At 53.3% G+C, this 25911-nt stretch carries 21 protein-coding genes; 11 read left to right on the top strand and 10 right to left on the bottom strand.

Annotated features, from left to right (window positions below):
• Nucleotides 1-697 precede the first annotated feature (697 nt).
• Nucleotides 698-1666 carry a toll/interleukin-1 receptor domain-containing protein gene (locus tag ACP7C6_RS13460; RefSeq protein WP_426108876.1) on the bottom strand — a complete coding sequence of 323 codons (969 nt, stop codon included), beginning with the start codon at nucleotides 1664-1666 and terminating at the stop codon, nucleotides 698-700.
• Between the two features lie 1950 nt (nucleotides 1667-3616).
• On the opposite strand from ACP7C6_RS13460, the gene ACP7C6_RS13455 reads away from it, so the two are divergent.
• Nucleotides 3617-4330, top strand: a complete 714-nt coding sequence (locus ACP7C6_RS13455) for a hypothetical protein (protein WP_426108875.1) — start codon at nucleotides 3617-3619, stop codon at nucleotides 4328-4330.
• A 101-nt stretch (nucleotides 4331-4431) separates the two neighbouring features.
• Here ACP7C6_RS13455 and ACP7C6_RS13450 read toward each other — a convergent pair whose 3' ends face one another.
• Together ACP7C6_RS13450 and ACP7C6_RS13445 are read right to left on the bottom strand one after the other, a co-directional pair.
• Nucleotides 4432-6087, bottom strand: coding sequence for an ABC transporter substrate-binding protein (locus ACP7C6_RS13450; protein WP_426108874.1), 1656 nt, complete (start codon nucleotides 6085-6087; stop codon nucleotides 4432-4434).
• Nucleotides 6088-6485: 398 nt separating this feature from the next.
• Nucleotides 6486-9872: a P-loop NTPase fold protein gene (locus ACP7C6_RS13445; protein WP_426108873.1), complete on the bottom strand. Its 3387-nt coding sequence runs from the start codon at nucleotides 9870-9872 to the stop codon at nucleotides 6486-6488.
• 305 nt (nucleotides 9873-10177) lie between these two features.
• Here ACP7C6_RS13445 and ACP7C6_RS13440 point away from each other — a divergent pair, with 305 nt between their 5' ends.
• Nucleotides 10178-12169, top strand: a complete 1992-nt coding sequence (locus tag ACP7C6_RS13440) for a DUF4209 domain-containing protein (RefSeq protein WP_426108872.1) — start codon at nucleotides 10178-10180, stop codon at nucleotides 12167-12169.
• 194 nt (nucleotides 12170-12363) lie between these two features.
• On the opposite strand, the gene ACP7C6_RS13435 is transcribed toward ACP7C6_RS13440, so the two are convergent.
• The 3 genes from ACP7C6_RS13435 to ACP7C6_RS13425 form a co-directional block, all read right to left on the bottom strand.
• Nucleotides 12364-13737, bottom strand: coding sequence for a transposase (locus ACP7C6_RS13435; RefSeq protein WP_426108871.1), 1374 nt, complete (start codon nucleotides 13735-13737; stop codon nucleotides 12364-12366).
• A 724-nt stretch (nucleotides 13738-14461) separates the two neighbouring features.
• A complete protein-coding gene (gene umuC, locus ACP7C6_RS13430) occupies nucleotides 14462-15742 on the bottom strand; it encodes a translesion error-prone DNA polymerase V subunit UmuC (protein ID WP_426108870.1) in 1281 nt (426 codons plus the stop codon).
• The gene (locus ACP7C6_RS13425) at nucleotides 15729-16160 is read right to left on the bottom strand and encodes a LexA family protein (protein WP_137201163.1); all 432 of its coding nucleotides are present in this window, start codon (nucleotides 16158-16160) and stop codon (nucleotides 15729-15731) included. The genes umuC and ACP7C6_RS13425 overlap by 14 nt, the downstream gene beginning before the upstream one ends.
• 99 nt (nucleotides 16161-16259) lie before the next feature.
• Between ACP7C6_RS13425 and ACP7C6_RS13420 the strand changes: the two genes are divergently transcribed.
• Nucleotides 16260-16970: an SOS response-associated peptidase gene (locus ACP7C6_RS13420; protein WP_426108869.1), complete on the top strand. Its 711-nt coding sequence runs from the start codon at nucleotides 16260-16262 to the stop codon at nucleotides 16968-16970.
• A gap of 129 nt (nucleotides 16971-17099) precedes the next feature.
• Nucleotides 17100-17759: a hypothetical protein gene (locus tag ACP7C6_RS13415; protein WP_426108868.1), complete on the top strand. Its 660-nt coding sequence runs from the start codon at nucleotides 17100-17102 to the stop codon at nucleotides 17757-17759.
• 96 nt (nucleotides 17760-17855) lie between these two features.
• Here the strand turns inward: ACP7C6_RS13415 and ACP7C6_RS13410 are convergent, their stop codons facing one another.
• The gene (locus ACP7C6_RS13410) at nucleotides 17856-18191 is read right to left on the bottom strand and encodes a hypothetical protein (protein ID WP_426108867.1); all 336 of its coding nucleotides are present in this window, start codon (nucleotides 18189-18191) and stop codon (nucleotides 17856-17858) included.
• A 170-nt stretch (nucleotides 18192-18361) separates the two neighbouring features.
• Entirely contained in the window at nucleotides 18362-18856 is a 495-nt protein-coding gene (locus ACP7C6_RS13405) for a hypothetical protein (RefSeq protein ID WP_421560372.1), read from the bottom strand.
• 198 nt (nucleotides 18857-19054) lie between these two features.
• Here ACP7C6_RS13405 and ACP7C6_RS13400 point away from each other — a divergent pair, with 198 nt between their 5' ends.
• From ACP7C6_RS13400 to ACP7C6_RS13385, 4 genes are all read left to right on the top strand, one after another.
• Nucleotides 19055-19501 (top strand): hypothetical protein, encoded by a 447-nt coding sequence (locus ACP7C6_RS13400; protein WP_426108866.1) that lies wholly within the window; start codon nucleotides 19055-19057, stop codon nucleotides 19499-19501.
• Nucleotides 19502-19899: 398 nt separating this feature from the next.
• Nucleotides 19900-20115 carry a hypothetical protein gene (locus tag ACP7C6_RS13395; protein ID WP_426108865.1) on the top strand — a complete coding sequence of 72 codons (216 nt, stop codon included), beginning with the start codon at nucleotides 19900-19902 and terminating at the stop codon, nucleotides 20113-20115.
• A 372-nt stretch (nucleotides 20116-20487) separates the two neighbouring features.
• Nucleotides 20488-20958 carry a hypothetical protein gene (locus ACP7C6_RS13390; RefSeq protein WP_426108864.1) on the top strand — a complete coding sequence of 157 codons (471 nt, stop codon included), beginning with the start codon at nucleotides 20488-20490 and terminating at the stop codon, nucleotides 20956-20958.
• A 466-nt stretch (nucleotides 20959-21424) separates the two neighbouring features.
• Nucleotides 21425-21724: a hypothetical protein gene (locus ACP7C6_RS13385; protein WP_426108863.1), complete on the top strand. Its 300-nt coding sequence runs from the start codon at nucleotides 21425-21427 to the stop codon at nucleotides 21722-21724.
• A gap of 103 nt (nucleotides 21725-21827) precedes the next feature.
• Here the strand turns inward: ACP7C6_RS13385 and ACP7C6_RS13380 are convergent, their stop codons facing one another.
• The gene (locus tag ACP7C6_RS13380; RefSeq protein WP_426108862.1) at nucleotides 21828-22232 is read right to left on the bottom strand and encodes a hypothetical protein; all 405 of its coding nucleotides are present in this window, start codon (nucleotides 22230-22232) and stop codon (nucleotides 21828-21830) included.
• A gap of 141 nt (nucleotides 22233-22373) precedes the next feature.
• Nucleotides 22374-22610: a hypothetical protein gene (locus ACP7C6_RS13375; RefSeq protein WP_094774137.1), complete on the bottom strand. Its 237-nt coding sequence runs from the start codon at nucleotides 22608-22610 to the stop codon at nucleotides 22374-22376.
• A 213-nt stretch (nucleotides 22611-22823) separates the two neighbouring features.
• Between ACP7C6_RS13375 and ACP7C6_RS13370 the strand changes: the two genes are divergently transcribed.
• From ACP7C6_RS13370 to ACP7C6_RS13360, 3 genes are all read left to right on the top strand, one after another.
• The gene (locus ACP7C6_RS13370; RefSeq protein WP_426108861.1) at nucleotides 22824-23606 is read left to right on the top strand and encodes a DUF4253 domain-containing protein; all 783 of its coding nucleotides are present in this window, start codon (nucleotides 22824-22826) and stop codon (nucleotides 23604-23606) included.
• A gap of 262 nt (nucleotides 23607-23868) precedes the next feature.
• A complete protein-coding gene (locus tag ACP7C6_RS13365) occupies nucleotides 23869-25086 on the top strand; it encodes a DUF1444 family protein (RefSeq protein ID WP_426108860.1) in 1218 nt (405 codons plus the stop codon).
• A 450-nt stretch (nucleotides 25087-25536) separates the two neighbouring features.
• Nucleotides 25537-25899, top strand: a complete 363-nt coding sequence (locus ACP7C6_RS13360; RefSeq protein ID WP_426108859.1) for a histone-like nucleoid-structuring protein, MvaT/MvaU family — start codon at nucleotides 25537-25539, stop codon at nucleotides 25897-25899.
• Nucleotides 25900-25911: the final 12 nt, after the last annotated feature.

Raw genomic sequence — 25911 nt, 5'->3', positions numbered from 1 at the left:
GGGCGCGCGAAGTCGCGCACGTGGAACAACATCGATTGGCACTCGATGACGAGTAACAGTAATTCCCCTAATGCCCGCGATGTTGCTCCAGTGGATCAGAGTGGTCTCTTGAACGTGGGAAGCAGGGAATTAGTCCGCAGGAGGAGAATGATGGAGCAGCACGTAAGAACGCTGGGCCGTGACAACCTGTCAGAAATCGAATCTGTTGAACGACTAGTAGCGTCAATCGGGCCAGCGGCGTTCGAGGCCGATGTACGTTTTTTATCGAGCCTGCACACCGTTCATACCGAGTCAGCTATCCAATCAATCAACCGCCTCACCCATCCCTCCCTAATCGGGATGAGCGAGACACCCTTCCGAATTTTTCAACGGCTGTGTGACGAACTGGTGTTACGAGCGCCGGCGTTGCTTCAGCGCCCAAGTTACCGGTACAGAAATGGTGATAGCACAGCAGTCCCTTTTGAGCTCTGGTTGGCCGTAGTCCGGCATGCTAGAGCGCATTTTGACCCAGCGGGGTTGGACGCGGAATTCCTGGTCGCAAGGATGCGGGAAGGACGTTCCAGCCAGGAGGCCTTCGATGCCCTTATTGCTTCGAAGCGCCCCAAGTGATGGTAGACATCATACGAAGCGGTCAGCACACTAGGTGCTCGTCACGCCTTCACGGCATGACTACGCCCCTGAGGTTGATCAGGAAGGGTTACCTCCCGCGTTGCAATGGTGTGATGACGATTCCCCAGAGCGCCTCCGCAGCACCTTCTTGAGACAGCTTCTGGTCGTGTCCGGAATAGTGGGACATGCCCAGAGTTTTCAAGTACAGGGTTTGATCATCTGCATTTACCGAAAGGGATTCGTTGTAGCTATTGCCCGCGAACGTGTCGCCTTGGCTGTAGTAAATCCCGGCACCCATCTGACCTCCTGTAAACACCGTCCCCCTAGCAACATCCCGTCCGTCCTTGTAGATGACCGCAGAAAAGCGATTGGCGTCGACTCGACGATACACGCCCTCATAGCCAGGATTACGGGCTTGAAGCTCTTGCAGGGAGTTCTCGAAGTAGCGTGCGATGTACTCGAAGGTGTCCAGCAAGAACTGATCTTTGTCCCGCTGGGTGAAGCTTTTTGCAACTCGAAGGTTACTCGACCGGGGGCTAGTGGTCGCTGACTGGGAGGGGGGCTGTGGAGGAGCCGGTGCCGCGCGCGAGATTTGCGATGCAGGACTGGGCATATCCTGGCGGCATCGTTCTGCAGCCTTGCGTACCGCTTGCGCTACTTGCAGGAAAGCTACATCACGGTCAGGCCAAAGGGTGACGGGCTTACCATCCTCGGGCGTAGCAAGCAGCTTGCCGAACGGAGCATGGTGCCAATCACACGCGCGCAAAATCACAGGAATGACGATCGCTTCATTTGCCGAGTGGCGCTCCATAGCGCGAGTCATCTCGATGTTGTAGCAATAATCTGAGGCGATGAAGTCCGGGCTAACCAGGAGAAGGACGATTTCGTCACTGTTGATATGGTTGTCGATGGCTGAATCGATTTCTTGACCTGCGCCGATCCTGCGGTCGTGCCAGGTGTCGATAACGCCCTGGCGCTTGAGCATCGATAGCTGCTTTTCCAGCTGATCACGGAGCGCTTCATCGGCATGGCAGTATGAAAAAAATACGCTTGGCAAGATCAACACTCCATGGGTTTTTGATGACTTGAGATCTTAGGGTCTGTCCTATGCCGAAGTACAGACATTAGCCGCAGAGACGTGCGGGACTACAGGCACGCAAATGGGCCAATTACTTTCCTCCCAACCCTGGCCCGAGTTGATAGTGCGATGGCCCCGAGCACACGCAGTCGGGGATCGGTAGCGAGCGGGCTTTAGGGTGGAACTCGATCAAGTGCCGAGTATGGATCACCACGCGGTATATGAAAGTTGATTTGGTCTTTGGTTTTTCCGGCCCTTGCACGTCTTGCCAGCAGGCAAGGCAAGGGGCTGGCCGGGGGATCGTCATTTCTGCCAAAAGACGTTGCTTTTGCTTTCATTACAAGACACATCGCAATCTCGCAAACTTTTTGGCCGGGGTAAGTCTGTCTGGAAACTTTTGCGTGTCAGGCAAAGTGCAAGTTGCTGAGCGATTCACGATGCCTAAATCGACGTAGTTCTGGTTTTCGATATATTGGGCGGGCTTCATGGTCACTTCAGTGCGTTAGCTTCGAGTAGCGCTTCTTTAAGAACTGCGAGGGCGTACTCCAAACGTCGGTCTTCCCGAGGATCACCGCTTGCAGGCGTGTGCGACTGACAGTGATGTAAGAGGGCCTCTAGATCGTTCTGGTTAAGATCGAATTCGATTTTCATCAGCTTGCTCTGAGTAAGTGAAGGGCGACCAGCTGTGGGCTGGGAACGGCTAAATATAATAAACGAGGTTTGGCGTGCAGGATGAGGTAGTAAAGTTGCTCTGGGAACAGTCTTGGCAGGTCTTCGGCGAGTCTCTGAGCACGGTGTTAGGTGAGGCCTTGGCTTGCTATAGGCGCAGCGCCGGGTTCGATGAGATGCAGCGCCTGTACCCGAGTGCAGTAGGTGACGAGGCTATTCAGGTTTTAAGGCAAGCGCTAGTGCGCCAGTGGCCCCACGGCCATGGTCAGAGCTCGCACGCTTATGTTGAATTGCGAGGTCGCCTTAGAGAGCACGTCGAACAGTATCTGCTTCGCCGCCTCGTCCTAGGCAATCAAGTCGTGCCGGCGCTCCGAGACTTCCTGTTTGCTGCTGATTTGGGCGTGTGAAAGGTGGAAATTTTGCACCTCACTTAGCGTTGAGTTGGCTGACGACACCCGCTCGCGCACTTGGTCATAAGTGCCCAGTTGACGCTGACACTCAACAACCGTCGGATTTGGCCGGGCGGATTGGGGCATGGCAGCCATTTCCTGGTCTCGTCGGAGCGCGGCACAAAGCGTCAAATATGCCCCCGTCAATCCCCCGGTCATCGCAGTTCGCTGCTCAAGGTATCGTTTAGCTAAGGCTGTTCTTCACTATCCGGGATGAGGCTCGACACTAGAACGTGATCCGCCTGGTCGTGTCCATTTGAAGTCATCCTCGATAGTTCGGATCGGTGAATTTCTCGGACGGCTTCAGACAAACGTTCATATATGCGACAAAAGATTCAAATTTGCGACAATTTATTCACCCCCCCCCTCTTGAAAATTTTTAAGCGAGACGGAGTTCTTATATTTGAGAGCAAGAGTAAAGCCGCAGTGGCCCAGACGCCGCTTTTCCCACAGGATCACACCGGCTTTTAGGTCTGATATTTACGGCTTCTGGATCACACGGGTTTGAGAATTTAGAGTGAAGCTGAGGTTGGAATGGCGGGTCGTGGGGGGCAAAGAGAAATCGCTTACTTTGCAGCCGCAGGCTGCTGCTTACGCTTTGACGTCAAACCAATAGGGCTTTTTTGCTGGGATCAGTCCGTCTGAAATTCCACCCGTCTCGTACAACAGGCGTCTGCAAGCGTCCATCCCCTTCAATGTTCTAGCAAGACGCACCCGGTGACCTACTGCGCGCTTCGAAAATTCGGATCTGTAAACTAAATTTTTGATCTGTAAACCTCGGCGGTTAACACGTCAAAAAATTGGTTTACAGGTGGATCTGGATTCTCGCCGCGCTTCGGACGATGTTGCCAATTTATTGATGAGTGCGAGCCCGACATCGGATCCTATGGCCCCACTGTCTGATCGTCAGCTCTGTTCTATCGTCTGCGAAGCCTATGGGGATGATCTCCCTGTAATCCTTCGATCGAATGTAAGCGCCTACGAGCGTCGTCCTGGGCTGAATAATCCTATCCGTGCTCACAAGTCGGTCATCGGCGTTGATGGTGTTACAGCGCTTCGAGAGGCCCTAGTTACACAGCGTTCGAATGGTTTCCATCAGATCCAAGGTTGCTTGGAGATCCGCGAACCTTTGGCTTGGCATCTTGTACGCCATCTGCAGCAGAAGCTGATCATCGTTGGGCATGCCTCTGCTTCAATCCGCGACCAGCGTTTTGCGGCAGACTTGGGCTTCGAGTTTGTCCCGGTGATGCGACTAGTCGCGCATTGGGTCACGGCGGTGCTGGTCGTCATCAGTTGTGGCAATCCCTTTGTCCGATTTCGATCGCAGCTGTTTAATCGATACACCCGCTTCGCTGAAGTCTTGCATCATCTCCGCGAACTTTATGGGGGCACTCTCCTGAAGGACTGTTATTGGCCAATTGCAACCCTCCGCTGCAGGCAGCAACCGGCCAGAAGCGGACGGTGGATTACCGTAGGCGGCTTTAGATCATTCACCTTCTACAATCCGGGGCTGTCACGGCGCTGACTAGCAGCGTCATGCGAAGGACGACGCAGACGCAAGCCGCAGTGGTGTGCGATGGTTTTTTCATTACCAAGTCTTTTCGCAGGGACACCACACAAGCAGCCTCAAGCCTGCGCAGCGATACTTGCTTTGCTTTGGAACATGGCGGTGTCGGCCTTGAAAATCAGATCATCCAGACCCTCGCCATCTTCGGGATACCACGCGACCCCTAGGCTGGCGCTGACCTTGAGCTGGCTGTTTTTCCATGGAATGGGCAGGTTGACGGCCTTGCAGATTTCATGGGTGATGCGCTGGATATTGCCTCTGTGATGCGCGCCGTCGAGCAGCACTACGAATTCGTCACCACCCATGCGCGCAGCTATTTCGAACTCGCGAATATTGGATTTGATGGCCGTGGCTACATGGATCAGGATGGCATCGCCTGCCTGGTGGCCAAAACGATCATTGATCTGCTTGAAGTGATTTAAGTCGATATAGCACAGGGCCAGATGTTCCCCACGTCTCTTTGCGGCCAGTAGCTTCTGACTAGCAAAGGGAATAAAACTATTGCGATTGGGTAAGCCAGTCAGGCTGTCATAAAAGGCCAGCTTGTGTACTGCCTCTTCGGCGAGTTTGCGCAACTTGATCTCGTTGCGCAGATGGCGCTGGGCATTTAAAAGAACCAGAGCAAACATAAAGACAAGCACACAGCCAATACTGATCAGCACAATGGTCTTGCGCAGCCGCTCGACCAGTTGAGGCGGGTTTGGATCGTAAATGAAGTTTTCCAGACCGGCGATATTGTCGACCATACCCAGTTCGAGAAAGGTTTCAGCCATTCGTTGCCAACGCCCTGGGTTCATATGACCGATCTCTATCAGGTCAGATACCACCAGCGGACGCATGGCCTCAGCTTCGAATTGCAAGTGGGCGCGACTTTTCTTCACCGAATACTGATTGAGCAGCAGGTCTATGATTTGCTCGGGGTTATCCATCGCGTAACGCCAGCCGCGCAAGGTAGCGCGGCGGAAGGCCTCGACCCGCTGTGGATTTTCGTCAATCTCGGCCTGGCTGGTGAACAGGATGTCGCTGTAGAAGTCGATCCCATAACTGGCGGGCGAGATGATGTTGTAATCAACGCCCCGCTCTTGCAGGTAGAAGGGCTCGTTGGTCAGGTACGAGTTGAACGCCGCCACCTTACCGCTGGCTAGATCCCCAATTTGAAAGCTGCTGGGTAGAAGTTGCAGTTTTTCGAGGGGTATACCCTCGCTACGGAACATCGCCAGAAAATCAGCATCGGTCTGTGCATCCATCAACATCAGCGGCTTGCTGATCAGATCGTGCACAGTGCGAATACCTTGGTCTGTGCGAGCCACGAGCACGGAAGGCGAATGCTGAAAAATCACCGCCAGCGCTACTAAGGGCTTTCCATGCAGGCGTGCGTAGAGCAATTCACTATTGGCTTCGCCATATTGGGCACGCCCAGAGAGCACTTCTTCGACTGGTGTGACACTGGGGCCACCTTCGTGCAAGCGCACGTCCAGTCCTTCTTCGCGGTAATAGCCCTTTGCGATGGCTGCATAGTAGCCCGCGAACTGGAACTGATGTTTCCAACGTAGCTGTAAATCAATCACCTGTTCGGCGCCATTCTGTTGAGCGCCAGGAACCGCCCACGCAGCCTGACCCCAGACCAGCACAAAACAAAGCAGTCGACGCAGTCGAACCAGGAGAAGTCTCTCCGGCGCGCCTGGCGTGTTAGAACAGCAACAGAGGCTAGGCATGGTGATAGTCCGTGAATCGCGCTTATCGCTGAGCGAGCAAAGAGTGGTGCGTCATTTTGACATCACTCATGCGAGGCCAGCAATCGCGCGCCACGATAGCCAAACAGACCGTTGTCCTCGCTTGCGCCTTGATTGGCGTTTGCTTCCCTACTACAGACAGCTACCGGCCAAAAGCAGTCACTCGTCCCACACGTTTTTTCGGGTTGGCATCACTCAGGTCGTGATGCCTTCATTTACCTTGGAACCGCTACTGACGGGTATGATCTAATTTGCACGGCTGAGTGGTGCTAGACCGCTTCTAGACGGACAGCGACGGTCATACCACGACCGTCGCCGTACGCTTTCAGACCTCTGTCTGTTCCGCCGTCTAATGCTAGGCTCTGAACAGGAACAGCCCTTCACGCGTCTTGCTCAGGTTCTGGATCACGCGCGGCCCTTTTGAGCGACTGGATCAGGCGCTTGAAGCCCTTGGTTTGAGCAAACTTTTTATAGAGAGCCGGGGTGATTTCAGACAACTTGGCAACAGCTTCCCCCATCGTATTCCTGAGCTCTGTCGAGTACCTGAACGCCGCGATCTGCTCGGCCTTCGCATCGAAAAGTTTAGCCAAGGCTGGAAGGCCGTCGGGGTTGCGGCTCAGGTACGCCAGGAACAGGACGATCCGTTGAACCTCTTGCGGATTAGACGGTTGAACATCCGGAATGAGGTGGCCATACTTCGATAACGGGATTGCGAAATCGTCAGGTTCCACGGACTCTGCGAAGAGCATCGTTCTCAATCGGATACCTATGACGTCACGCTGCTGGGCATCAAGCAACTTGAGCAGCGAATCCATCACGGCGTACTGGGCCGCTCCCCACTGCGAAGTCACGGTACCGTTCGCGAGGGAGTTGAGAACATCGATCAAGGCATCGCCGACAGCCGCGATCGACTGCATGGGCTCTTTATTGCTCACTATCCCATTCAGGATTACCTGGTGCTGTTTGGCCCCTGCCGAGATGATCTGTACCCACTTATCACGAGTCAGCTCCTCACTCGTGAGCTGCTTGAGTAGACCCGCCCGAGTTTTCGGCAGGACATTTTCATCCGCCTCCATGACGACACTGATCAATCGGACGTCCGCCTTAAGAGCGTCTTTGGAGGCTTCTGCAATAAAAACGTCCCAAGCTGTGAGCCAAATCGCTAAATCGGCCTCAGCAAGGCCAACCTTCGAAAGCGCCTGGGAAATTACACTAAATTTGGTAGTAACCCTGTCGCAGCTCAGGGGCCCAATACGCCGCTCTCGAATCAGGTACGCCAGGTAGGTAGCAACCGACTCGCCCACTTGGGGGTCGTCAACCAGTTGGAACAAAGCAGCTGTGGTAAGCGATGCGTTCGCCAGAGCCCGAAAGACTGACGACTCGAAAACACCATCCAGATCATCGAGCTTGGAGAGCAAATCGGCGTCGGCTTGCCGAATGTATGTCACCGCCGCCACCGCCTTAATCAGCGGACTGGTATTGTTCGCCAGCAACGTTGTGGTCGCAGCGCCGATGACCTGGTCGACATTCGCGGCCAACCCAAGTCCCAGCACCGCGCTATTTACTTCGCCTGCAGCACCTGTGAATTTTGCCAGGATGGCGACGTCACCAGCCGACATACCACCGGTAATACCGCCGCCAAATTTGCGCTCGCCGTACAACCATTCGAGCGCAGGCACGACGCAATCAATCGGCAATACCGCTACACCCATCTGGTGATCAGCACAGCTGGCCAGCTGCGCATGTGCGTCTGGCAGACCCACGTTCGCAAAGGTAAACCCACTGGCCTTGATCACTTTCAGGCGTGCGATATCAGGCAGCAGGTGCATAACACACTCGGAACGCTTAACAACGAACTCTTCAAACTTCAGTCCTAGCGCTTGAAGGTAATTGTCGTATTCCTGGATGAAATTCCAGGCCGACTTCAGCTGTTCAGGATCGAACGCAGCGTTCAGAATTTTCATCAGGCTGGTTTTCAGCTGGCCGCCATGAGCACTCAGTAGCTGCCCCTTCAACCCATGGCCTCTGCAATAACGTACGGATTCGTAGAACTCCTCAGACCCTGCTTTGGATTCGCCGAACAGTTCAAGTTGCGCGCTATTGATAAGCCTCAAGAGAGGCTCAATCCAGTCGCCTTCACGTGCCTGATGTGCCCCGGATATGGTTGGCAGCAGAGAAGCCAGCGATGGACGCAGAGATAGGAAACGCCTCATGGCGTCAGAGAAGCCGAACAGTGGAGTAAGCCCGCCCAACGCGTCGTGATCCTCGCTGGCAAAGGCTTCTGCCAATGGCGTGTCCAAAAGCTCAGCGATTGCGATATCACCCGTAGTCAGATAATGAATCTGCAGGAACTGGATCTGCCACCCGGTCTCCATGGAATCACCAAGAGTGGCACCTAGCAGGGTTTTAGTGTCCATGACCAGCCCAGCTTGCTCCTCACCAATTCCTTTCTGATAGGTATCCGAGAAACCATCCGTGCGCAGTATCTCCACCAGCGAAAGGTCGGCATATTTGCAGAGCAGAAGATGGCTGGCGATAGCCAGGAGGCTGATCTCCTCCCCCACTACCAATGCTGTCGTGGCGATATCATTGATGAATTTCTTCTGCAGCCGGGGCGTGACCAGATTGTTGGCCATGGGACTGTGGCGCTGCAACAGCTGTGCGCACTGCTCGATGACGTTGCCGTCAACATCCGGGAAGCTATGATTCCACAACTGACGGAAGCCATCTTTCCAGCCCGAGGTGATGACCGGTGGAGAACGGAAAACCACCGGAAATTTTTTCGCTATGAAGTCCCTGGCATCGTACCGTCGATCACCTTCTGCCTTCAGGTAATCCGCAACCTTGTTTGAGCAAAACGGAACGATTACCGTCAGATTCGCAGCCTTGCTAGCGACCTCAATAAAGATCTCCAGGTCGCTCCACACCGACCGCAGGCTGTCCTTTGGCAGGCGATCAAGGTTGTCCAGGATGATGACATAACGCTGGTCTTCAACCACCTTCAGCTGTTCGAGAAGCGTCTTCTTGAGATCAAGGGACGTCACCTCCTTGCCAACCTCAATCTTCTCCTCAATATGATCGTCACTAGAGCCTTTAAACAAACTCAGAAGGCTCCATTTCTGAGCGCCTACTCGAACCTTCCTATGGCAAAACTTGGCAACGACAAGGATCAGCACCGGGCTGAAAAATGAAACGAGGTGCACGGCAATAAGCCACCAAAACGGGTCTTGCAACGTGTTGGTAAGCGCAGCGGCTTCGGGCGATGTCCCTGTGATGGCAGCATGGGAACTACGCGAAAGTGCAAAAAGCTCCCGGAATGAGCTGGCGGCAAAAAACAGGCTGGCGACCAGTGCCAACGCCCAGGCACTGACACGGCTCGTTGTTCGCTTGTTGTACTCGAACAAGCGTCCGAGGGCTCGATCGCGAGAGGCTTTCAGGGTCTCAGCAGCCCTGCTGACATGAGGCACTTCTTTGAGCACCTCATCGGTGAAAAGCTCGATGAAATTGCTCTTCGTCGAACCCTGGTAATTCTGCTCGCAGTCGAAAAACCAGACCCTGAAATCAGAGTCAGCAGCCGTCAGCTTTGCCTTCAGCATGCTCAGAATGGAGCTCTTACCGGAGCCAAACTCACCATCCAGGCCTACAACCTTTGAGGGGCTGTCACTCAGCAAATGACCGTGGATTGCGCTCGCCACCTTGTCATGGCTACCACCGGGGAACACGTCCTGAGTTGCAGGGTGTTCAGTATGGAAATTGATCAACCGCATAGAAGTCCTTTTATGCCATCCCTGCGCATCATTTCATCCCCGTGTGCAAGGAATGTCGATAGAGCCCGATTGCCCCTTACCAAGCGATTACATCGCATATGACGGCCCACTGTAAAAACCACCATATGTAGTTATTAATCTGCCAAAAAACACAAGATAGTGACATATTGCGTGTATGGCAAGCTGCCATGAACGCCAAACTAAAGTGTCATGCTTGGAGGCTTCTGGTAGAACGATTTTGCGTTCAAAAACAGCCTTACAGATCACCGCCAGCGTAGTTAAATCATCCAGAGCAGGGAGAGGGAATGAGCGAACAGACCGGGCCATCAAACGATCAGGACGTGGCGCTAGGAGCCGGACAGGAGCCGGACAGGAATTCTGGCAGGGAGCCCGACATGGAGCTGGTTCTGGGAGCTCCTGCACCACCGGAAACGGTCATCGGTAACGAACCAGATCGCTCCCGGCTGGAATTTGCTTCTGTCAATGATTTCCAGCAGACCGAGATCAGCCGGCTGCTGGAGACCGTCGATACGCTCGACTTCTACTCGTTCGACTCTGAGCTGAGCGCACGCTCCAGGCAGGCGCTGGCGAACAAGAACTACAGCGGCTACCGGGCTTACAGAGTGCTCATGGTGGTGTGCTCTTACCATTTTTCTGTAGATCGCCAAGATGCCTTCGGCCCAAGGCTGATCAGGGATGGCATGCGCACGCCCATCCCCGCTGACATCGCTGGAGAGCAGAGCCAGGCGCTTGCCACTATCGCCGAAATGATTGACCACCCCCTCCTGCGAGCTCGGGTTGCGGATGTGGCTTGGTATAACCACAGAAACCTGCATCGAAGCGCCGTCTTGGCAATCACTTCCTACTGTCAAACGATCGAATTCTACTTGAACGACAAGCTCTCGTTCAGGTACGAGCCACCCTCTGGGCTGTCCTCCAAAGTCGTCGATCTGATCGAAAGGGCTTTCCACATCGTAGCCGGCACAGGCAAGCGAAAAACACCGTCCGAGATCGTGATCGCAACGTGGAACAGTCTTTACACCCATGCCGAGAAACTGAGGTGTTTCACGTCGCTTGATCGATTGGCTCGGCTAGGCCAGTCCTTCAACCTGATCGAATGGGCGCAAGTTGCACAGGATGCGGAGAGGTCGGCAAGCGCAGCCGCTGCCAGCGACTACGCCATGGCCGTCAAAGTCGTGTGGGAGCTTGCCGCCCTCGCCCATCATCAGTCCAAAGATCACGCAGGCTTCAAGCGCTGCAAGTTAAAGTCGATCGAGCAGACGCTCAGGATGCGAGAAGGCGTCGACAGCTTCATGGCCAGAGCCAGCTGGACGCGGGATGCCATACGGGAGCTTCGCGCTATTCCAGGCATGCAAGCAGAACTGGAAGCGTTGAAGGCCGAGTTGCTGGAGCTGCAAGCGCAGGCTGCTCACGAATTCTCTTCCTTCCAGATCCCGATGGATTTGAGCGAGGAGCGCCAAGGCACCATCAATGTCTTCAAGGATCTGACGCTTCCAGAATTCCTCTACACATTTGCCCGGATCTGTGAGGTACCGGAGAAAATGGCGCTGCACACGGACATCATCCGTGACCGTAGCGACTCACTCCTGTCCGACCTCTTCAACGGACAGATCTACACCGACGTCCTGGGCCGGGTCGTCACACAAGCACCGACCATCAATCTAGACGACACGCCGCCACCTGAGTGGTATGACCATGAGAGCCTTCGCTACTTGGACATCCAGTACCAAATGTGGGTTGAAAGCCGAGTAAAGCCGGCCGCCCAAATCCTCATGAGCAAATTTTCTGTCGACGATCGACACCTGATGGCCATCGTGTCAGCCAGCCCATTCGTGCCGTCAGGGTTCGAGCACATTTATGCCCTGGGCCTCGCGCGCTTCCTTCAGGGCGACATGGTGTCCGCCTGCCATCTGTTGTTCCCACAGCTCGAAAACTCGCTACGCCATGTGCTCAGTGACGCTGGAATCGATACATCGAAACTGGACGAAGAATTGCTGCAAGAAGACCGGTCGCTCAGTGGGCTGCTGAGTAACCGACGAGAGCAGTTAGAGTCGGTTTTCGGCATCGACCTGATCTACACGATTGACCTGCTGTTCAATCTCAAAGGCGGCCCGTGCCTGCGCCACGAAATAGCACACGGCAAGCTGGCATCTGGTGCCTGCTACCTGCATTCCAGCATCTACGCGTGCTGGCTCATGTACTACCTGATGTGCTTGCCGCTGCAGCGGTGTTGGAACACCCATGTCGCCCCGCAGCTAGAACGTGCTTCACTCTAGCCAATGTCAGCGTTTACTGAACGGCTGCTTTTGGCCGATTCTGTTGAAAAAGTCGGATTTCAGATTGCCTGAACTCAAGCACGACCACTACTGGAGAACCTACTCACCACATTGAGTGGTTTTTCGGCCCTTCGGTGACCTTTGCTGCTCTGTTATTGGGTTAATTTGAGGTTTTTTGCTTGGTGCAGGCGCACCTATCCCGTGACTGGTGGCCCTTGAGATGAAAACTTGGCCAGCCGTCGCAGGTTCTGCACTGCAGCGGCCAGCGTGAATTCATCCGTCGCGCCACTCATGCCACGTATTCGCAAGCGATCCAATTTCAGGATGCGCTTGAGGTGGGCAAACAACATTTCGACCTTTTTACGTTCGTGGCGAGAGCGCTGATACGCCGCCGTTGCTGCAATGCGCCGGGCCACATCCCGAGCAGCTTCATGGACGCTGCGGGCGATCTTGCGAAACGCAGTGTTCGGGCAGCACTTGCCTTTTATCGGACACGTCGCGCAGTCGGTCTGTCTGGATCGGAAGATGATGGTGTTGGCTTTGGTGACGTGTGAACGCTCATTTTTGAAGGCTCGCCATTCGCTGCGCAATGGGTTGCCGGCCGGGCAGGAGTATTCTTCAGCCTCTTCATTCCAGTGGAAATCGGTGTTCGAAAAACTGTCGTTCTTGCGCTCGGTTTTGTCCCACACCGGCACATGCGGCTCGATGTCTTTTTCCTCCACCATCCAGGCCAGCATCGGCGCGGTACCGTAAGCAGTATCACCGATGAGGCGCTCCGGTTTGATGTCGAACTGCGCTTCGACCCGTTCGATCATGGTCTTGGTGCTCTCGACTTCTGCGGTTCGATGAGCTGGTGTGGGTTCCACATCCATGATCACGCCGTGCTTAGTATCGATCAGATAATTCGTGGAGTAAGCGTAGAAAGCTGGGCTGCCTGGAGCAGCTGTCCAGCGGGCCTGAGGATCAGTCAGCGATAGGCGCTTCGGTAGCGTTTCGGCCAATGCCTCTTCATCGAGTGCCTCAAGGTACTCACGCACGGCGCGGATGCTCAGGGGGGGATCGCTCCAGTTGACCTGTTCATCTCTCGGGACGCCGCGCTGCCGACTCGCATCCGCTTTGATGATGCTGGCGTCCACGGCAAAGCCTTCGCCCTTGACCAGACCGGCGTCCATGCAGCGACGCAGCACTTCATTAAACAACCAGCGAAACAGATCGCTGTCCCGAAAACGGCCGTGTCGATTTTTGGAAAAGGTCGAGTGGTTGGGGATTTCGTCTTCAAGGCTCAACCGGCAGAACCAGCGATACGCCAGGTTCAAATGGGCCTCTTCGCACAACCGCCGTTCGGAGCGAATGCCGTAGCAGTAGCCGACGATCAGCAAGCGGATCATTAGCTCAGGATCAATCGACGGACGCCCAATCGGGCTATAGAAATCGGCGAGGTAATGGCGCAGGTCGCTCAGATCGAGGCACCGATCAATGCTGCGTAGAAGGTGATTGGTGGGGATATGATCTTCAAGGTTGAACGAATAAAACAGTCGCTCCTGCCCACTCGATAACTGTCCCATCATACTGCGTGCTCTCCCGCCGGCCGATGTAGTGATTTTGTCGCAGGCCAAACAGGAGAGCTACCTTTTTCAAAGGATCGGCCGATAGCTGTTTGTCAAAACTACCGCTGCTACCATAGTCTCCACAACCCGCGTCCCTGTGACTTATGCATTATTACGACGAAATCAGCTTAGCCAACGTTTACCTGGAAGACAGCTACGTGCTCGCTATTGAGGAAGGTGCATCAACCTTGTCATTCACAATGGACTTGGTGCTCCTGGAAACACATCCGCTGTTTGAGAAGCCAAAAGCTAGTGAGCGGTACTGTTATCGCAGAGCCCGCATTCTTTTCCGTGAAACGCAGCTTATTCTTTGGCACAAAAGAAGTGCTCTGGTTTTCACTGATGCAGATGACAACGTTGACTTGGGCAACATAGACACTTTCACGATAGAGGGGCGCACCTACCATCTGACAGGGGATTGGGGGGCCGTATCGGTTAGGTGTGGCACTCTACTGGTTGATCTCGACGCGCCGGTTACACAGTGAAATCACTACACCGAATGGGGGGCAGTTTTCGACCGATTCTGCCGAAAGCGTCGGTTTGCTCGAAATCCGCGCAAAATGATTTCAATCTACGACGCTTATTTTTTTCCGTCGGAACCGAAGCCGACTTTTTCAACAGAATCGGCCGAAAGCCGTCATTCATGACGGCGCTATTTAAACCGCAAATGCTTTTTGCTGCGCCGTTATCGGGCTCTCACCGTCCATAGCTCATTTACCTTGGTCGTGTAGCTCTGACTCATCAGCCCCCGACGCATTGCCCAACCAGGTGCGACAGGCACACTAGCAACCCTGAGAACTCCCTTTCCCCACCGGCCATTGATCTCATCCAGGACGCTCATGACCTTGTCCGCCATCACGGGCTGGGACTGCGCAAACAGGTCATCAGTGAATTCGCCGGGCTGCCGTAGATCCATCAGCAGAACCTCTGCCTTGCTGTACTTGAAGCCCGGTCGAAACAGCCGATTGACTGCTTCGGTGGCCGCCTTCGTCATCAGGCGCACATCGTTGGTCGGGTAGGGCAATTCCACCAGCGCGCCGTTCGCATATTTCGCCTCTTCAGGATTGAACATGCCGGTGCGAATGCTCACGCGGATTTTTATGCACAGGGAGTTCTGCGCGCGGAGCTTTTCCGCCGCACGCTGGGTGTAGGTCGCGACGGCTTCCTTGATTGGCTCGATCTGTGTGAGCCGGGTGCCGAACATTCGGCTACAGCAAATCTCTTGTTTGGGTGGGTCAGCTTCACCTAGTTCGAGACATGGAATACCGGCGAGTTCGCGTGCCGTCTTCTCGATCACCACGCTGAATTTCTGGCGAAGCATCGTCGGATCAACTTTCGCTAAATCCATGGCGGTCTTGATCCCCATCGCTTCCAAATGCGCCTTCATCCGCCTGCCGATGCCCCATACCTCGCCGACATCGGTGTTACGCAGCGTCCAGTCGCGTTTGAACGGGTCGCACAGATCCACCACGCCACCGGTAATATCCAGCAGACGTTTGGCTGTGTGGTTAGCGAGCTTGGCGAGTGTCTTCGTGCGCGCGATCCCCACTCCGACAGGAATGCCTGTGCGCTTGAGAAGTGTGGAGCGCATGTGCCTGCCAAACGCGGACAGATCTCCAGGCATGCCAGTCAAATCGGCGAATGCCTCATCAATGCTGTAGACCTCTAACGCTGGCACCATCGATTCGATGATCGTCATGACGCGTTCGCTCATGTCGCCGTATAAAGCGTAATTACTGCTGAAGGCCATGATTCCATGCCGGCGTAGATGGTCTTTGATCTGGAAGTACGGCTGGCCCATTTTTACAAAAGGCTTGGCGTCGTAGCTGCGCGCAATCACACAGCCATCGTTGTTGGACAGCACCACGATAGGTGTCTTTGCTAGGTCGGGTCTGAACACTCGCTCGCAGCTCGCATAGAACGAGTTGCAGTCAATCAGGGCAAATACAGGTTCACGTGTTGTCATGATCACGCACGCTGTATTTCACCACACCCCAGATCACCAGCTCATCGCCCTCCATGACATGCCTTGCCGGATATTTTGGGTTCTCCGATACAAGCATCACGGCGTTCTCACGCAGAAGCAGGCGCTTGCAGAAAGGCTCCGAGTTCAGCGCGGCGATGACTATGTCGCCGCTGACCGCATCGATGCTCCGATCAACGACCACTAGATCCCCTGAATAGATTCCTGCGCCCTGCATGCTGTCCCCATCGATTCTCACCAGGTACACGTGCGGGGCTCGAATATCGAACAGCTCATCAAGGGAGATGTGCTTTTCGATGTGATCAGCCGCAGGGGAGGGGAAGCCCGCCGGCACCTTGGATGAATAAAGGGGAAGCTTCTTACCGCCAGTAGCGAGTGGGCCGAGGATGGTGATGCTCATGATGCAAGCCTTAAAGTTGTAGACTGTACGTATATACAGTTAACGATTTGCTTCGCTTGCGGTCAATCTCATAAGCATCACTATTCGACGGGTGACAGCATGTGCGGACGCTACTCGATCTACGAGTCAATGGATCACTACCTGAGGGAGCTCGCGCCAGAGCAGTTAGTGATTAACGGTTACGATCTTTGGCCAGTAGAGCGATACAACGTCGCACCCTCGACCCGCGTGGAAATTATTCGGCCCTTAGAAGAAAAGCTGAGCATTGATAAGGTGAAGTGGGGATGGTCGCCATTTTGGGCGAAAGGAAAGCGTCCTGATCCGATAAACGCTAGGGTTGAAACAGTCATGAGCGGGAAATTCTTCAGTCAGCTCTGGCCAAACGGTCGCGTGCTTGCACCGGCAAACGGTTGGTTTGAGTGGGTCAAAGATCCGGCTGATCCAAAGAAAAAACAGCCTTACTTCATAACCCTGAAAGAGCAGGCTCCGATGTTCTTCGCTGGATTAGCTGAGGTTCACCAGAGCCTGGAGCCAGACCCTCGTGATGGCTTTGTCATCATCACTGCTGCCAGTGATGAAGGGATGGTCGATATTCATGATCGGAAACCGCTGGTCTTGGCACCTGAGCACGCCCGTGAATGGATCGCCTCAGATACTACACCTGAACGCGCGCGGGAAATCGCGATGGAACAATGCCGGCCTGCTACCGATTTTCATTGGTATAAGGTAAGCAAAGCTGTGGGTAGCGTTCGTAATCAGGGCCTAGAACTTGTTAAGGCGCTCCCGGAGGAGTCAGACGTCGAAGAATGATGAGCCTGCGCCGTAGGTACCGTAATGTTGATGGAAGGCAACTGCGGCGTTGCTAAGCCTTTCAACTCAGTTGATGCCCTCAGGATTTGGACACCATTCGCGTGGCCTGACATAAATTAAGGACAAAATATGTTCAGCAAATCTCAGATCATTACCATCCCAGTCCTGATCTCATCGGTACTTTTACTAACCGGCTGCCCGCCACCAGCGTCGTTTACTCAGTGGAAACGTGCTTCGACCTCTGTAGAGGGCGTCAAAGCCGCTATGGCAGAATGTGGCGACCCTGTAGCAGGGCCACAAAACCATTTCCCAATAAACGAACAAATAATCCACTTTCAGTGCATGCAACGTCTCGGTTTTACTCGAAAAGACGGCTTTGAATACTGCGACATAATGAAGAATATGCCGGCCTGTGTTGAAGAAAGGCAGGGGAGGCCGCTCATCTTGTCCCAGCTCGAAGCGTTACCGTTTGTCGAAGACGAAGCATTTCACCCAATCAAGCCTAATTCAGGCCGGGATGAACGTATGCAGGTCTCATGGCGTAGAGCGGGAGCGTCACGCCATTTTTCATTCAAGGTAGCTAATGACAGCGAAGCCCTGCCGGTGATGTATGCGTGCGGCTATGCGAAGCCACTTGGGTCGAATCTGGACGTCGCAAGCATCGGGCGCACTGCAGAAGTGCAGCGTTGCATGATTGATCATGGCTTTGAACCCAAAAACAAAATTATGCTGGTTTGCCAGACTTACCCCCAAGTGACGGGCTGTTCGTCGACAATGCCACCGAGTTGAGCAGGCAGAGAGCAGGGCCGGGAGGGGCTTGCTCGTTCAAGATAAGAGAAAGTCCTAGACGCGCGACCTTTCAACTCATGGGCACAATTGGATTTTCTACATCGATTTAACGGATAGCACTTCCACGTATTTGTATTTTTTCTTGGCAGCCTTCACCGCATCTTGTTCGGCGAGCAACGAGCTCAACGTATCAGCCTCGTGAATCAACTCGGTCATTTTTCCCTCGAACTCGTTTCCAACCCGTAGCGTGACCCGCAGCCTGGGCGTAAATGCTTTCGCCACCTTCTTCTTGGCTGCTGAAGCGACAACGGGTTTCGCGAGCACAACTTCTTCCACAGGCTCATTTACTAGAGGCGCAGATATCTGCTCTTCGGGCTGAGGCGTATCGAATAGGGCACGACGCATTTCTTCTTCAGTTAATTCAGAGTTCATAGAGCATCTCAAAGGGGGCGGTAATCAGCTCGACGAATTCTACTAGGATTGCTGCTCCAGCGTGTCCTCTGGAAGCATGTATGCCCACTGAGAATTCGGGCTACGTGGTCACAACATTTCAACGTGGTAGTGGGCTTGATAGCGATAAATATGATGCAACGTAAGCTAGGCTATTGAGGGCTTAAGGATTCATCGCAATGGTTGTCTGGCTTCGTCTTCGACAACTGAGTGAACTGCTCCAATGCGTTTTGGAAATCCTCCAATGCAAAGCTTACCGGCTTGCTCTCGGCGATCCATTTTGTCGAGATTCCAACTTCCAGCTTGTCCGAAATACTTCGACCGAAGCGCCGCCAGTGTACGGTGTCAGCATCGATTACCTGCTCTGCGACCAAGACGATACAGTCAAAATTCATGTCATCGCTACAGACCAGTAACGGCACGATTGTGGAGCTTCCATCCTCCGCCGGGATGATGCGACGGTTCGCAAGAGCGTCTTCGTCTTCGTCGATAAGCCAGATCAGAGAAAGACCAAGGCTTGCGACGTCTGACCATTCGAGGTGAGTGGACAGCCATTGCTCAATGCCAATGCCGTCAATCATTAACCATGCGCAGGCGCTCCTGGCGAATCCAGGTCGGTAGTAAGCAGCGCTGATAACTTGGTGCATGGCGAAGTCCTTTAGTGCAGTGCGGCTGTGTCATAGAAAATGATGATACTCCATTGGTATCACGCCTATCGTCTTAGCGCCTGCTTCAAGCCGAACGCTTAAACCAGATCAACAGCCCTGACCTCCTTAGCTCGTTAAAGGACAAAGCTGGCACTCTGTACTGTGCAGGATCTGAATAAAACTACAAGGAGGCGTGAGATGCGCGACAAGCAGATTTGGGAGCTGACAGCGAGCGATCTGCACGATGTTGGGGTATGGTGCTTTCCGATGGACGAATCCGTTGAGGATGAATGCACAGTCCGACCTTGTGTTGAGGAAGTAGGCTTGGCGATGATCGTGCGAGCCGAATTTTGCGATGCCGATGGCACTCGCTATCTGGGTTACGTGCACTGGAGTCTGGTTGAACATATTGGCCATCGACAACCCACGCTGTTCCTCAATGACGGCACAGCTGTCTCGTTCTGGGGAGGAGTTGTTAAACCCTCATGGGATGAAGCCTCAGATGAAGCGAAACGGATTTCTTTCCCCATCACATTTAAGTCTGAACCCTTGCTCGGGCTCACGCCGATGGTTGGCTTCCTAGAAGGGATGTATTACTTAGATAGCAATGACCAGATTTCTTGCCTTTCGATAGGTGAAAGGTGAGGACAATAGCTACCCTAATCTGACTTACACCAGTGCTTGAAAGCGGCAAAAAAGCCAGAGCTATTCGACCAGTTTTGGCCGATTGCTGCCCGTCACAAACGGCAAAAATCGGCCATAAGCAGACAGTCGGATAACCCAGCCAGGGTTTGAGATGAATCAGGCATTGTTAACAAGAAGGAGGGAAAGTGGGAACGATTTTTTTGGGGGGAGAGGAATCATGTCCTTATCGGCAATAATATTTTCTTCAGAGCAATTGGCCGTCGGAGACTTTAAAGAAGTCATATTGGCCGATGGTGGGCATGTAAGTTCCGGCAAGCCTTTTCGGGGTAGCATCAGTGGGGGTGATTCAGATATTTGGTTAGCTTTGCATTCGAAGGATGTTATTGACGAGTTCTACGATGCTGAAGACCATTCAAGAATGGGAGGATGTCTTGGGGGCCGTGCCGCAAGTGATGATTGAGGTTAATCTTGATCATACTGAACATGCGAAATTAATGTACTTGAAGGTTTTTTTGAGCTTTGCCAAAGCTTGGCCTTGTATTTTGCATGACGTAGATGACGCTGTTCTTTCATATAGCTCAGTATTAGAGAAATATAAAGCTCTTTTGGGATAGAAGTGAGCCATCAGGGCAACTCGTTAGCAGGGCATCCATCGACCGCTTTTGGCCGGAAGCAGTAGTTCCCGGATGTCCGCTACTGGTCGAGGCTGTGTGAAAACGTTTTTCCGCGCGACAGGTACTCAAAACCGGACTGGAAATCGCGCTTCTACGCGAAATCCACATCTGCTGACGTGCCGATAAATTTCAGATTTAACGTAAACGCGCGCACTTCAATTTTGGCGAAGCGTTTTTACACACTCTGGGCCGATTGTAGACCTTCGTGAAAGGCAGCAGTCGGCCAGAAGCGGTCTTTGGGATCGACGCTTTAACATGTTGAAATCGCACCCTGTTAATGATTAGGTTGTTCATTTTCAGGAAGCATTGTGAATGCCTGTTTTTGAAATTTTGCCTCTGGAAGCAATCGGCCCCGTACGGCTTGGCGCTCCACGCGCAGAAGCAAGGGAAGCAATGTCTGTGAATGGATTCCCGCTTGAACGATCCTATGGCCGCGTCGATTATTTCTGCGAATCTTCCATTCAGCTTGAATACGGCCCTGGCGATGAAGTCCAATTCATAGGCGTCACCGGAAACTCTCAGCTCAATTTCACGTTTAGAGGGGTTGATGTTTTTGCGATATCCGCGGCTGAACTGTTTTCACTAATGGCTGCCTCGGACGATTCCGGCCCCCATGAGTTCGACCGGTATGAGTACCGCTTTCCGAACCAGATAATCACGCTTTGGGATGCTGATGAACAATATGACCGTCAAGGTGGAGAAGAACGTGAGGTGTGGGGCCAAGTCGGGATCGGCAATGATGCTTATGTAGCAGCCATCGAAGCTATTGAGAAAAAGCTATAGCTGGGTAGACGCTACTCGCGCAGGAGTGGGGTTGAAAGGCTGCGACGGTCACCGCTTAGCTGAAATCACCTTGGGTGACCGGTAGCTATGAGTCGATAGAAGCCTGTTATGACCGGCAGAAACTGGCCAATAGCTGTCAGTCGTTCCATAGGCAGCACGCCATGGTGAACTGTGCCGGAATGCGTCTGAAGCCAGTGCTTTTCTTCCGTGCTGTGCTGATTATTGAGCTGGCAGTATTGGACAGGAGAGGGTGGGTTAAGGTTTATCCAAGCGCGGCCATCTGCATGTAAAACCAGGCGGGTCAGTCATGGGATTCCCCTTGTCTGTTCGTACTTGCGCCTTCAATTGTCCGACGTTGATCCGGGGCGTACTTACCACCATTGGCGCGGTTGAGCTGCAGACGCTTGGAACGACCCGCTATGCCTGTAAGTCTACCTGTGTCTACTCACGGGTAAGGTACAGTGCAATGGATAAGACAATCACCGTCGATCAACTGGCGACCACTGACCTGAGATCAATCAACGAGATATGGCTCGGCGGGACTCATACCCAGCTATGCCTATGGCGTGGCGAACAGGTCTTCACCCACGAGATGATGAGCGAGGGCACCCACGATCAGAATGTCAGACGTCTTTGCGTGAAGGTGGTCAACCCTGGCGATCACGCTGCTATGGCCAACGTTGAGTTGATGGTGCGCGAACGGCTGGAAAAGATGGGGAAGGAAGGCGAGTTTTATCCGGCTGAGGAGACGGACACTCATCGATAGCACCCAGCAGCTCTGGTAAAAAAATAGGGTCTCGGCTAGTCGTGAGTGCCTCAGTACGCCATTTGAGCATGTGTTGCGATTTCCGCTTTATGGGCAAATTGCACTAGCTCTGTGCTTTGGCGCTCCTGTACTGTTCGTTCCACCAGATGACAAGTTCAGCATGTTGCTCGTGAGTGATCCATGCGAAATTTGTTTTGTCCGCCGGGTCGCCCCCAAAGACTAAGGGCTTCGTATACCACTTGATCTTGCCAGCGAAACGCTCGTCCGGCTCAAGGGAAATCTGCTGGGGAAGGGCAAACGGCGCGGCATAGGACGCATCGAGTGGCAGCGTCGGAATGGTAAACATTACTCCGGAAGAGTTGATGACGATAAAGTCGTCCCATCCTCTTAGACCTAATAGCGTGTACCCCGGAAGATGATGATCAAATCCGTAGGCCTTCATGGCAGCTAAGCTCTCATCCTCCGTGAAGATGATGAAATAGTCGTCGTTTTGCCAACCTTCGTTCATTAGGGGATGACTCACTTTTGGCAGATAGGGAGGTACTCGGTGTGCTACCAGCGTCTCGTGGCCGACAGAGAGCAACGGTTGCTTACAGTCGGATGATTGTCTGATCACAGAAGGGCTGCATTGTTTTGGTACAGGCGCAAATCACTGGGAGCGTAGACGTTGCCATTCATTCCAGCAGTCCTCCGCGACGATGTCTGGATAACCACGATCTTCTTCCATTGCCAAGGCTGCGCTAAAAGGCAAAGCGATGCAGGTGGATCTGTCTCGGATTTCACACACCTCAATCTCGGTAAGCGGCTGGCCCTTTTTATCCTCGGCGGCTTGCAGCACTGCCGCCAGAGCCGGCACAAAGACTAGACATAACGGATCTGTAGTCATCAGTTTCTTCCCTGAGTCGATTAGAAATTGCATGGTAGGCCGGTTTCGGACATCAACATTACCTCGAAGTGCGAACGTCAATGTTAGCGTAGCGCGCTGCTATGTGGTGGCAGGAAGACTTATTGTCGCTTGGCGGCAGACCTTCAATGATGATCCTGAAACGCTTAGGATTACTCACTCAATTCAGTACCAAACTGGAGCAGGCCACGGTTTATGGATATCGAATTTCGCGGTAACGGCAAGCGTGATAATCCGTCTGTAGGTACATGCGATGAGTACGGCGTGAGCGGGATTACCAGCTTTGACGATCTGACCGAAGCTCGTCGTAAGATTGCTGAGGCGCATCCAGGCTTTAAACCTCTGTTCTCGCTCGATGATCTGCACCAAGCCCGCTACACCTCGGGACATGTGCGCAATAATTTAGGGATGGACGATGCATCGGAGCAGGACATAGCGGGCTTGCCTCCAGAGTGCTTTGAGAATGGTGAATACATAGGCTATCCGACTACGAAAGAGGAGTTCGCAATCTGTCTTCGCAATTTCATGACCCTGGTTGCAGCCACGTCTTTCGAGGATGCTTGTACTCATGGTTTGACGCTAGATCATCAGGCCCTCCAGGAGTGGATCGGTTACCAGAACAACCCTATCTCTCTTCTAGAGCAGCCTCTTTCAGCGCTCCTGGTACCCGTTCAGCAGTCCTGCCAGGCACTCGCGTCTTTTCCGAATGGCTATTTCACTTCGGATCTGGATCCCGCGAAAAACTTTGCCGTTGCGCGTCATTTTTCAGAAGCGCATGGCTATGAGTTGATGGGCGTAGGTGCTTCTTACATCGGCTTCATTCGTGCTGAACCGCCTGATACATCACTTGCTAACGTCGTAGCCAAAGACTTCTGTGCGCTCTATAACACTAGCGATGAAAACCTACAGGGACGTGTTTCCAAAGTTGCGCAGGCGATCTCCGGTCGGACGCATCTTTGGCTCCGTTACGTGGAGTGAGCTTCGTCGCATCCAAAGTCCGGCTGAATAGTTAACAAAGCTTGAGAGAGGTCTGGAGCTTTTTGCCGCCTCGTAGGAGGGCAGTATCCACACATCCACTACAATCAGGCACATGATTGGCGCTGCTCGTTTTCCGCTACGTAACGTCAATTTCGTCTGATAGCTGTCGATATGGAGAGCAGCCGTCCCAAGCTCTGAACAAGTTTAAGCCTGCCCAATTCCCGCTGTTTACAATTGCCTGCTGACAAAAAGGATTCTGTACATGCTTTTTTCCCTGCTCGACAAATTTTTCAATCGACCGCTAACTGATGAAGCATTTGCCAAAAAATTTATGGATTCGACTCGTAAAGCTGGCTTCAGCGAGAATCTGAGTTTTGAGAAGAACGAGTTCCGCATCCGCCATGGGGATGGATCGTACTTCAATCTCCATAATGCCTTTCGCGACTATCAAAATGCAGACAAAGCACAGAAATCCGCCGTTCTGACCGGATACGTATCGACGCTGTTAGAGGCGGGTAGAAAAACCGAGACTGTGTTTGATAATGTCAAAGCGCAGCTGCGTCCGGTGATTCGCAACCTTGCCATGCTTGAAGAAATTCGACTGGAACACGCCCGTAAAAATGGCGACAAGCAGTACGATTATGTTTCACAGCCTTTGGGCCGAGACTGCGTTATTCTGCTTGCTGTCGATTCGCCCGAGTCCACTGCCACCCTTACCAATGGCCCCGAAGCACATTGGGGTGTGACGATGGAAGAGGCGGTAAAGATCTCCATCGAGAACCTGCGTGATACGACAAACGAAGCCTTCGGGGAGATTATTCCAGGCCTATACGCTGGGGAGTGGGCGGATGGGTACGACACCAGCAGGGTGTTGTTGCCAGATGTCCTTCAGCGCGTGCCAGTTAAAGGTCGGCCAGTGTTCATGGTGCCCAGTCGAGACGTCCTGATGGTCACTGGAGACAAGGACGAACAGGGAATTCGTCAGATGGTAGAGCTTGCTTTCCAGGCTCTTGAAAGGGGGCGTGCTGTCTCTACCGATATTTACACCTACGAAGGTCGCGATATCATACCGTTTAACTGTGATGATGAAGGGGTCAGCAGTCGGTTGGTTACACTGGAGCATTTGCTGCTGCAGAGTAATTATGCCAATCAGAAAGAGTTGCTCGACAAGCTCAATCTGGAAAAGGGCATCGACATCTTCGTCGCCTCCTACAACCTCTTCCAAATGGCTGACCAACCAAACCAGACGGTATCGATGAGCGCCTGGACAAAAGGTGTGCTGACGCTGTTGCCCAAGACAGATCGCGTCGCGTTGGTTGAACCTGTTGAGGGTGGGGAAGCGACAGTCAAAACCGTCTCCTGGAGTGAACTTGAATCCGAGCTTGGCGATCTGCTGGCTACAGAAGCGGGCTATCCACGTCGCTATCGGACACTGGGATTTCCTTCGGTTGAGCAGCTTAATCGCCTGACTACCTTGTAATCAGTGCTCTACTACTCTGGCGCACTGCAATGTAGGTATCGCTGAGCTGGCAAAGCAGCAGTCGCAATTTATCATTACGATACACTCCCATTTTGATTGCTTATCCTGGTGGGAAAATTTGGGAGTTTACCGATGTGGGGTTGGTGGCTTCTCTAGCGCTACTGAGTCGGGCCGCAAGATCTGACTGACTTACTTCAGTTGGCGAGCCGCTGTGCGCGGGCAGGCTGTGGCGAACCGAGCTCCCGCGTCCCGCCGTATCTCGGCCCTGCGGGCGTCCATCTTTCACGCCTTCGGCTGTGCCAGCCTGCGCGCTCCGCTTGCGTCGGCTACTCAGCGCTTTTCGACGTTCTGTACCCGAGCAGTTTATAGAATCTAAACATTGATACTTCTGCTTCATTCAAGTGTCTGTTCTGTTGTAACGTGACAATACTAATTGCTCAGGAAGCTCCCATGTCCAAACTCGCAGAATTTCGCCAGCTTGAAAAACATCTCGCCGCACAGCTTGAAGCGCTTGAGGCCCTGAAGGGCGACGCTGGTCTTAAGAAAGAAATCGAATTCGAAACGAAGCTGCGTGATTTGCTCGCAAAATACGGCTATAGCCTGAAGGACGTGATCAACCTGCTAGATCCACAAGCAGGCCGTCGCGCTCAAGTATCTGAACCTAAAGCCACACGTAAAGCCCGCCAGGTTAAGGTTTATAAGAACCCACACACCGGTGAAGTCATCGAAACGAAAGGCGGAAACCATCGCGGCCTCAAGGAATGGAAAACTGAGCACGGCGCAGCGACTGTCGAGTCCTGGCTAGGCAAGTGATTTGAAATTGAG

It is taken from the genome of Pseudomonas sp. TWR1-1-4, assembly GCF_049897165.1.
Taxonomy (GTDB): domain Bacteria; phylum Pseudomonadota; class Gammaproteobacteria; order Pseudomonadales; family Pseudomonadaceae; genus Aquipseudomonas; species Aquipseudomonas canadensis.
This window is presented reverse-complemented; position numbering and strand designations above follow the sequence as displayed.

Bases quoted from the DNA above. Each gene is read 5' to 3' on its own strand.
- ACP7C6_RS13450 (WP_426108874.1), bottom strand. From the start codon at position 6,087: ATGCCTAGCCTCTGTTGCTGTTCTAACACGCCAGGCGCGCCGGAGAGA.
- ACP7C6_RS13445 (WP_426108873.1), bottom strand. From the start codon at position 9,872: ATGCGGTTGATCAATTTCCATACTGAACACCCTGCAACTCAGGACGTG.
- ACP7C6_RS13440 (WP_426108872.1), top strand. From the start codon at position 10,178: ATGAGCGAACAGACCGGGCCATCAAACGATCAGGACGTGGCGCTAGGA.
- ACP7C6_RS13435 (WP_426108871.1), bottom strand. From the start codon at position 13,737: ATGATGGGACAGTTATCGAGTGGGCAGGAGCGACTGTTTTATTCGTTC.
- umuC (WP_426108870.1), bottom strand. From the start codon at position 15,742: ATGACAACACGTGAACCTGTATTTGCCCTGATTGACTGCAACTCGTTC.
- ACP7C6_RS13425 (WP_137201163.1), bottom strand. From the start codon at position 16,160: ATGAGCATCACCATCCTCGGCCCACTCGCTACTGGCGGTAAGAAGCTT.
- ACP7C6_RS13420 (WP_426108869.1), top strand. From the start codon at position 16,260: ATGTGCGGACGCTACTCGATCTACGAGTCAATGGATCACTACCTGAGG.
- ACP7C6_RS13415 (WP_426108868.1), top strand. From the start codon at position 17,100: ATGTTCAGCAAATCTCAGATCATTACCATCCCAGTCCTGATCTCATCG.
- ACP7C6_RS13410 (WP_426108867.1), bottom strand. From the start codon at position 18,191: ATGAACTCTGAATTAACTGAAGAAGAAATGCGTCGTGCCCTATTCGAT.
- ACP7C6_RS13405 (WP_421560372.1), bottom strand. From the start codon at position 18,856: ATGCACCAAGTTATCAGCGCTGCTTACTACCGACCTGGATTCGCCAGG.
- ACP7C6_RS13400 (WP_426108866.1), top strand. From the start codon at position 19,055: ATGCGCGACAAGCAGATTTGGGAGCTGACAGCGAGCGATCTGCACGAT.
- ACP7C6_RS13395 (WP_426108865.1), top strand. From the start codon at position 19,900: ATGCTGAAGACCATTCAAGAATGGGAGGATGTCTTGGGGGCCGTGCCG.
- ACP7C6_RS13390 (WP_426108864.1), top strand. From the start codon at position 20,488: ATGCCTGTTTTTGAAATTTTGCCTCTGGAAGCAATCGGCCCCGTACGG.
- ACP7C6_RS13385 (WP_426108863.1), top strand. From the start codon at position 21,425: ATGGATAAGACAATCACCGTCGATCAACTGGCGACCACTGACCTGAGA.
- ACP7C6_RS13380 (WP_426108862.1), bottom strand. From the start codon at position 22,232: ATGAACGAAGGTTGGCAAAACGACGACTATTTCATCATCTTCACGGAG.
- ACP7C6_RS13375 (WP_094774137.1), bottom strand. From the start codon at position 22,610: ATGACTACAGATCCGTTATGTCTAGTCTTTGTGCCGGCTCTGGCGGCA.
- ACP7C6_RS13370 (WP_426108861.1), top strand. From the start codon at position 22,824: ATGGATATCGAATTTCGCGGTAACGGCAAGCGTGATAATCCGTCTGTA.
- ACP7C6_RS13365 (WP_426108860.1), top strand. From the start codon at position 23,869: ATGCTTTTTTCCCTGCTCGACAAATTTTTCAATCGACCGCTAACTGAT.
- ACP7C6_RS13360 (WP_426108859.1), top strand. From the start codon at position 25,537: ATGTCCAAACTCGCAGAATTTCGCCAGCTTGAAAAACATCTCGCCGCA.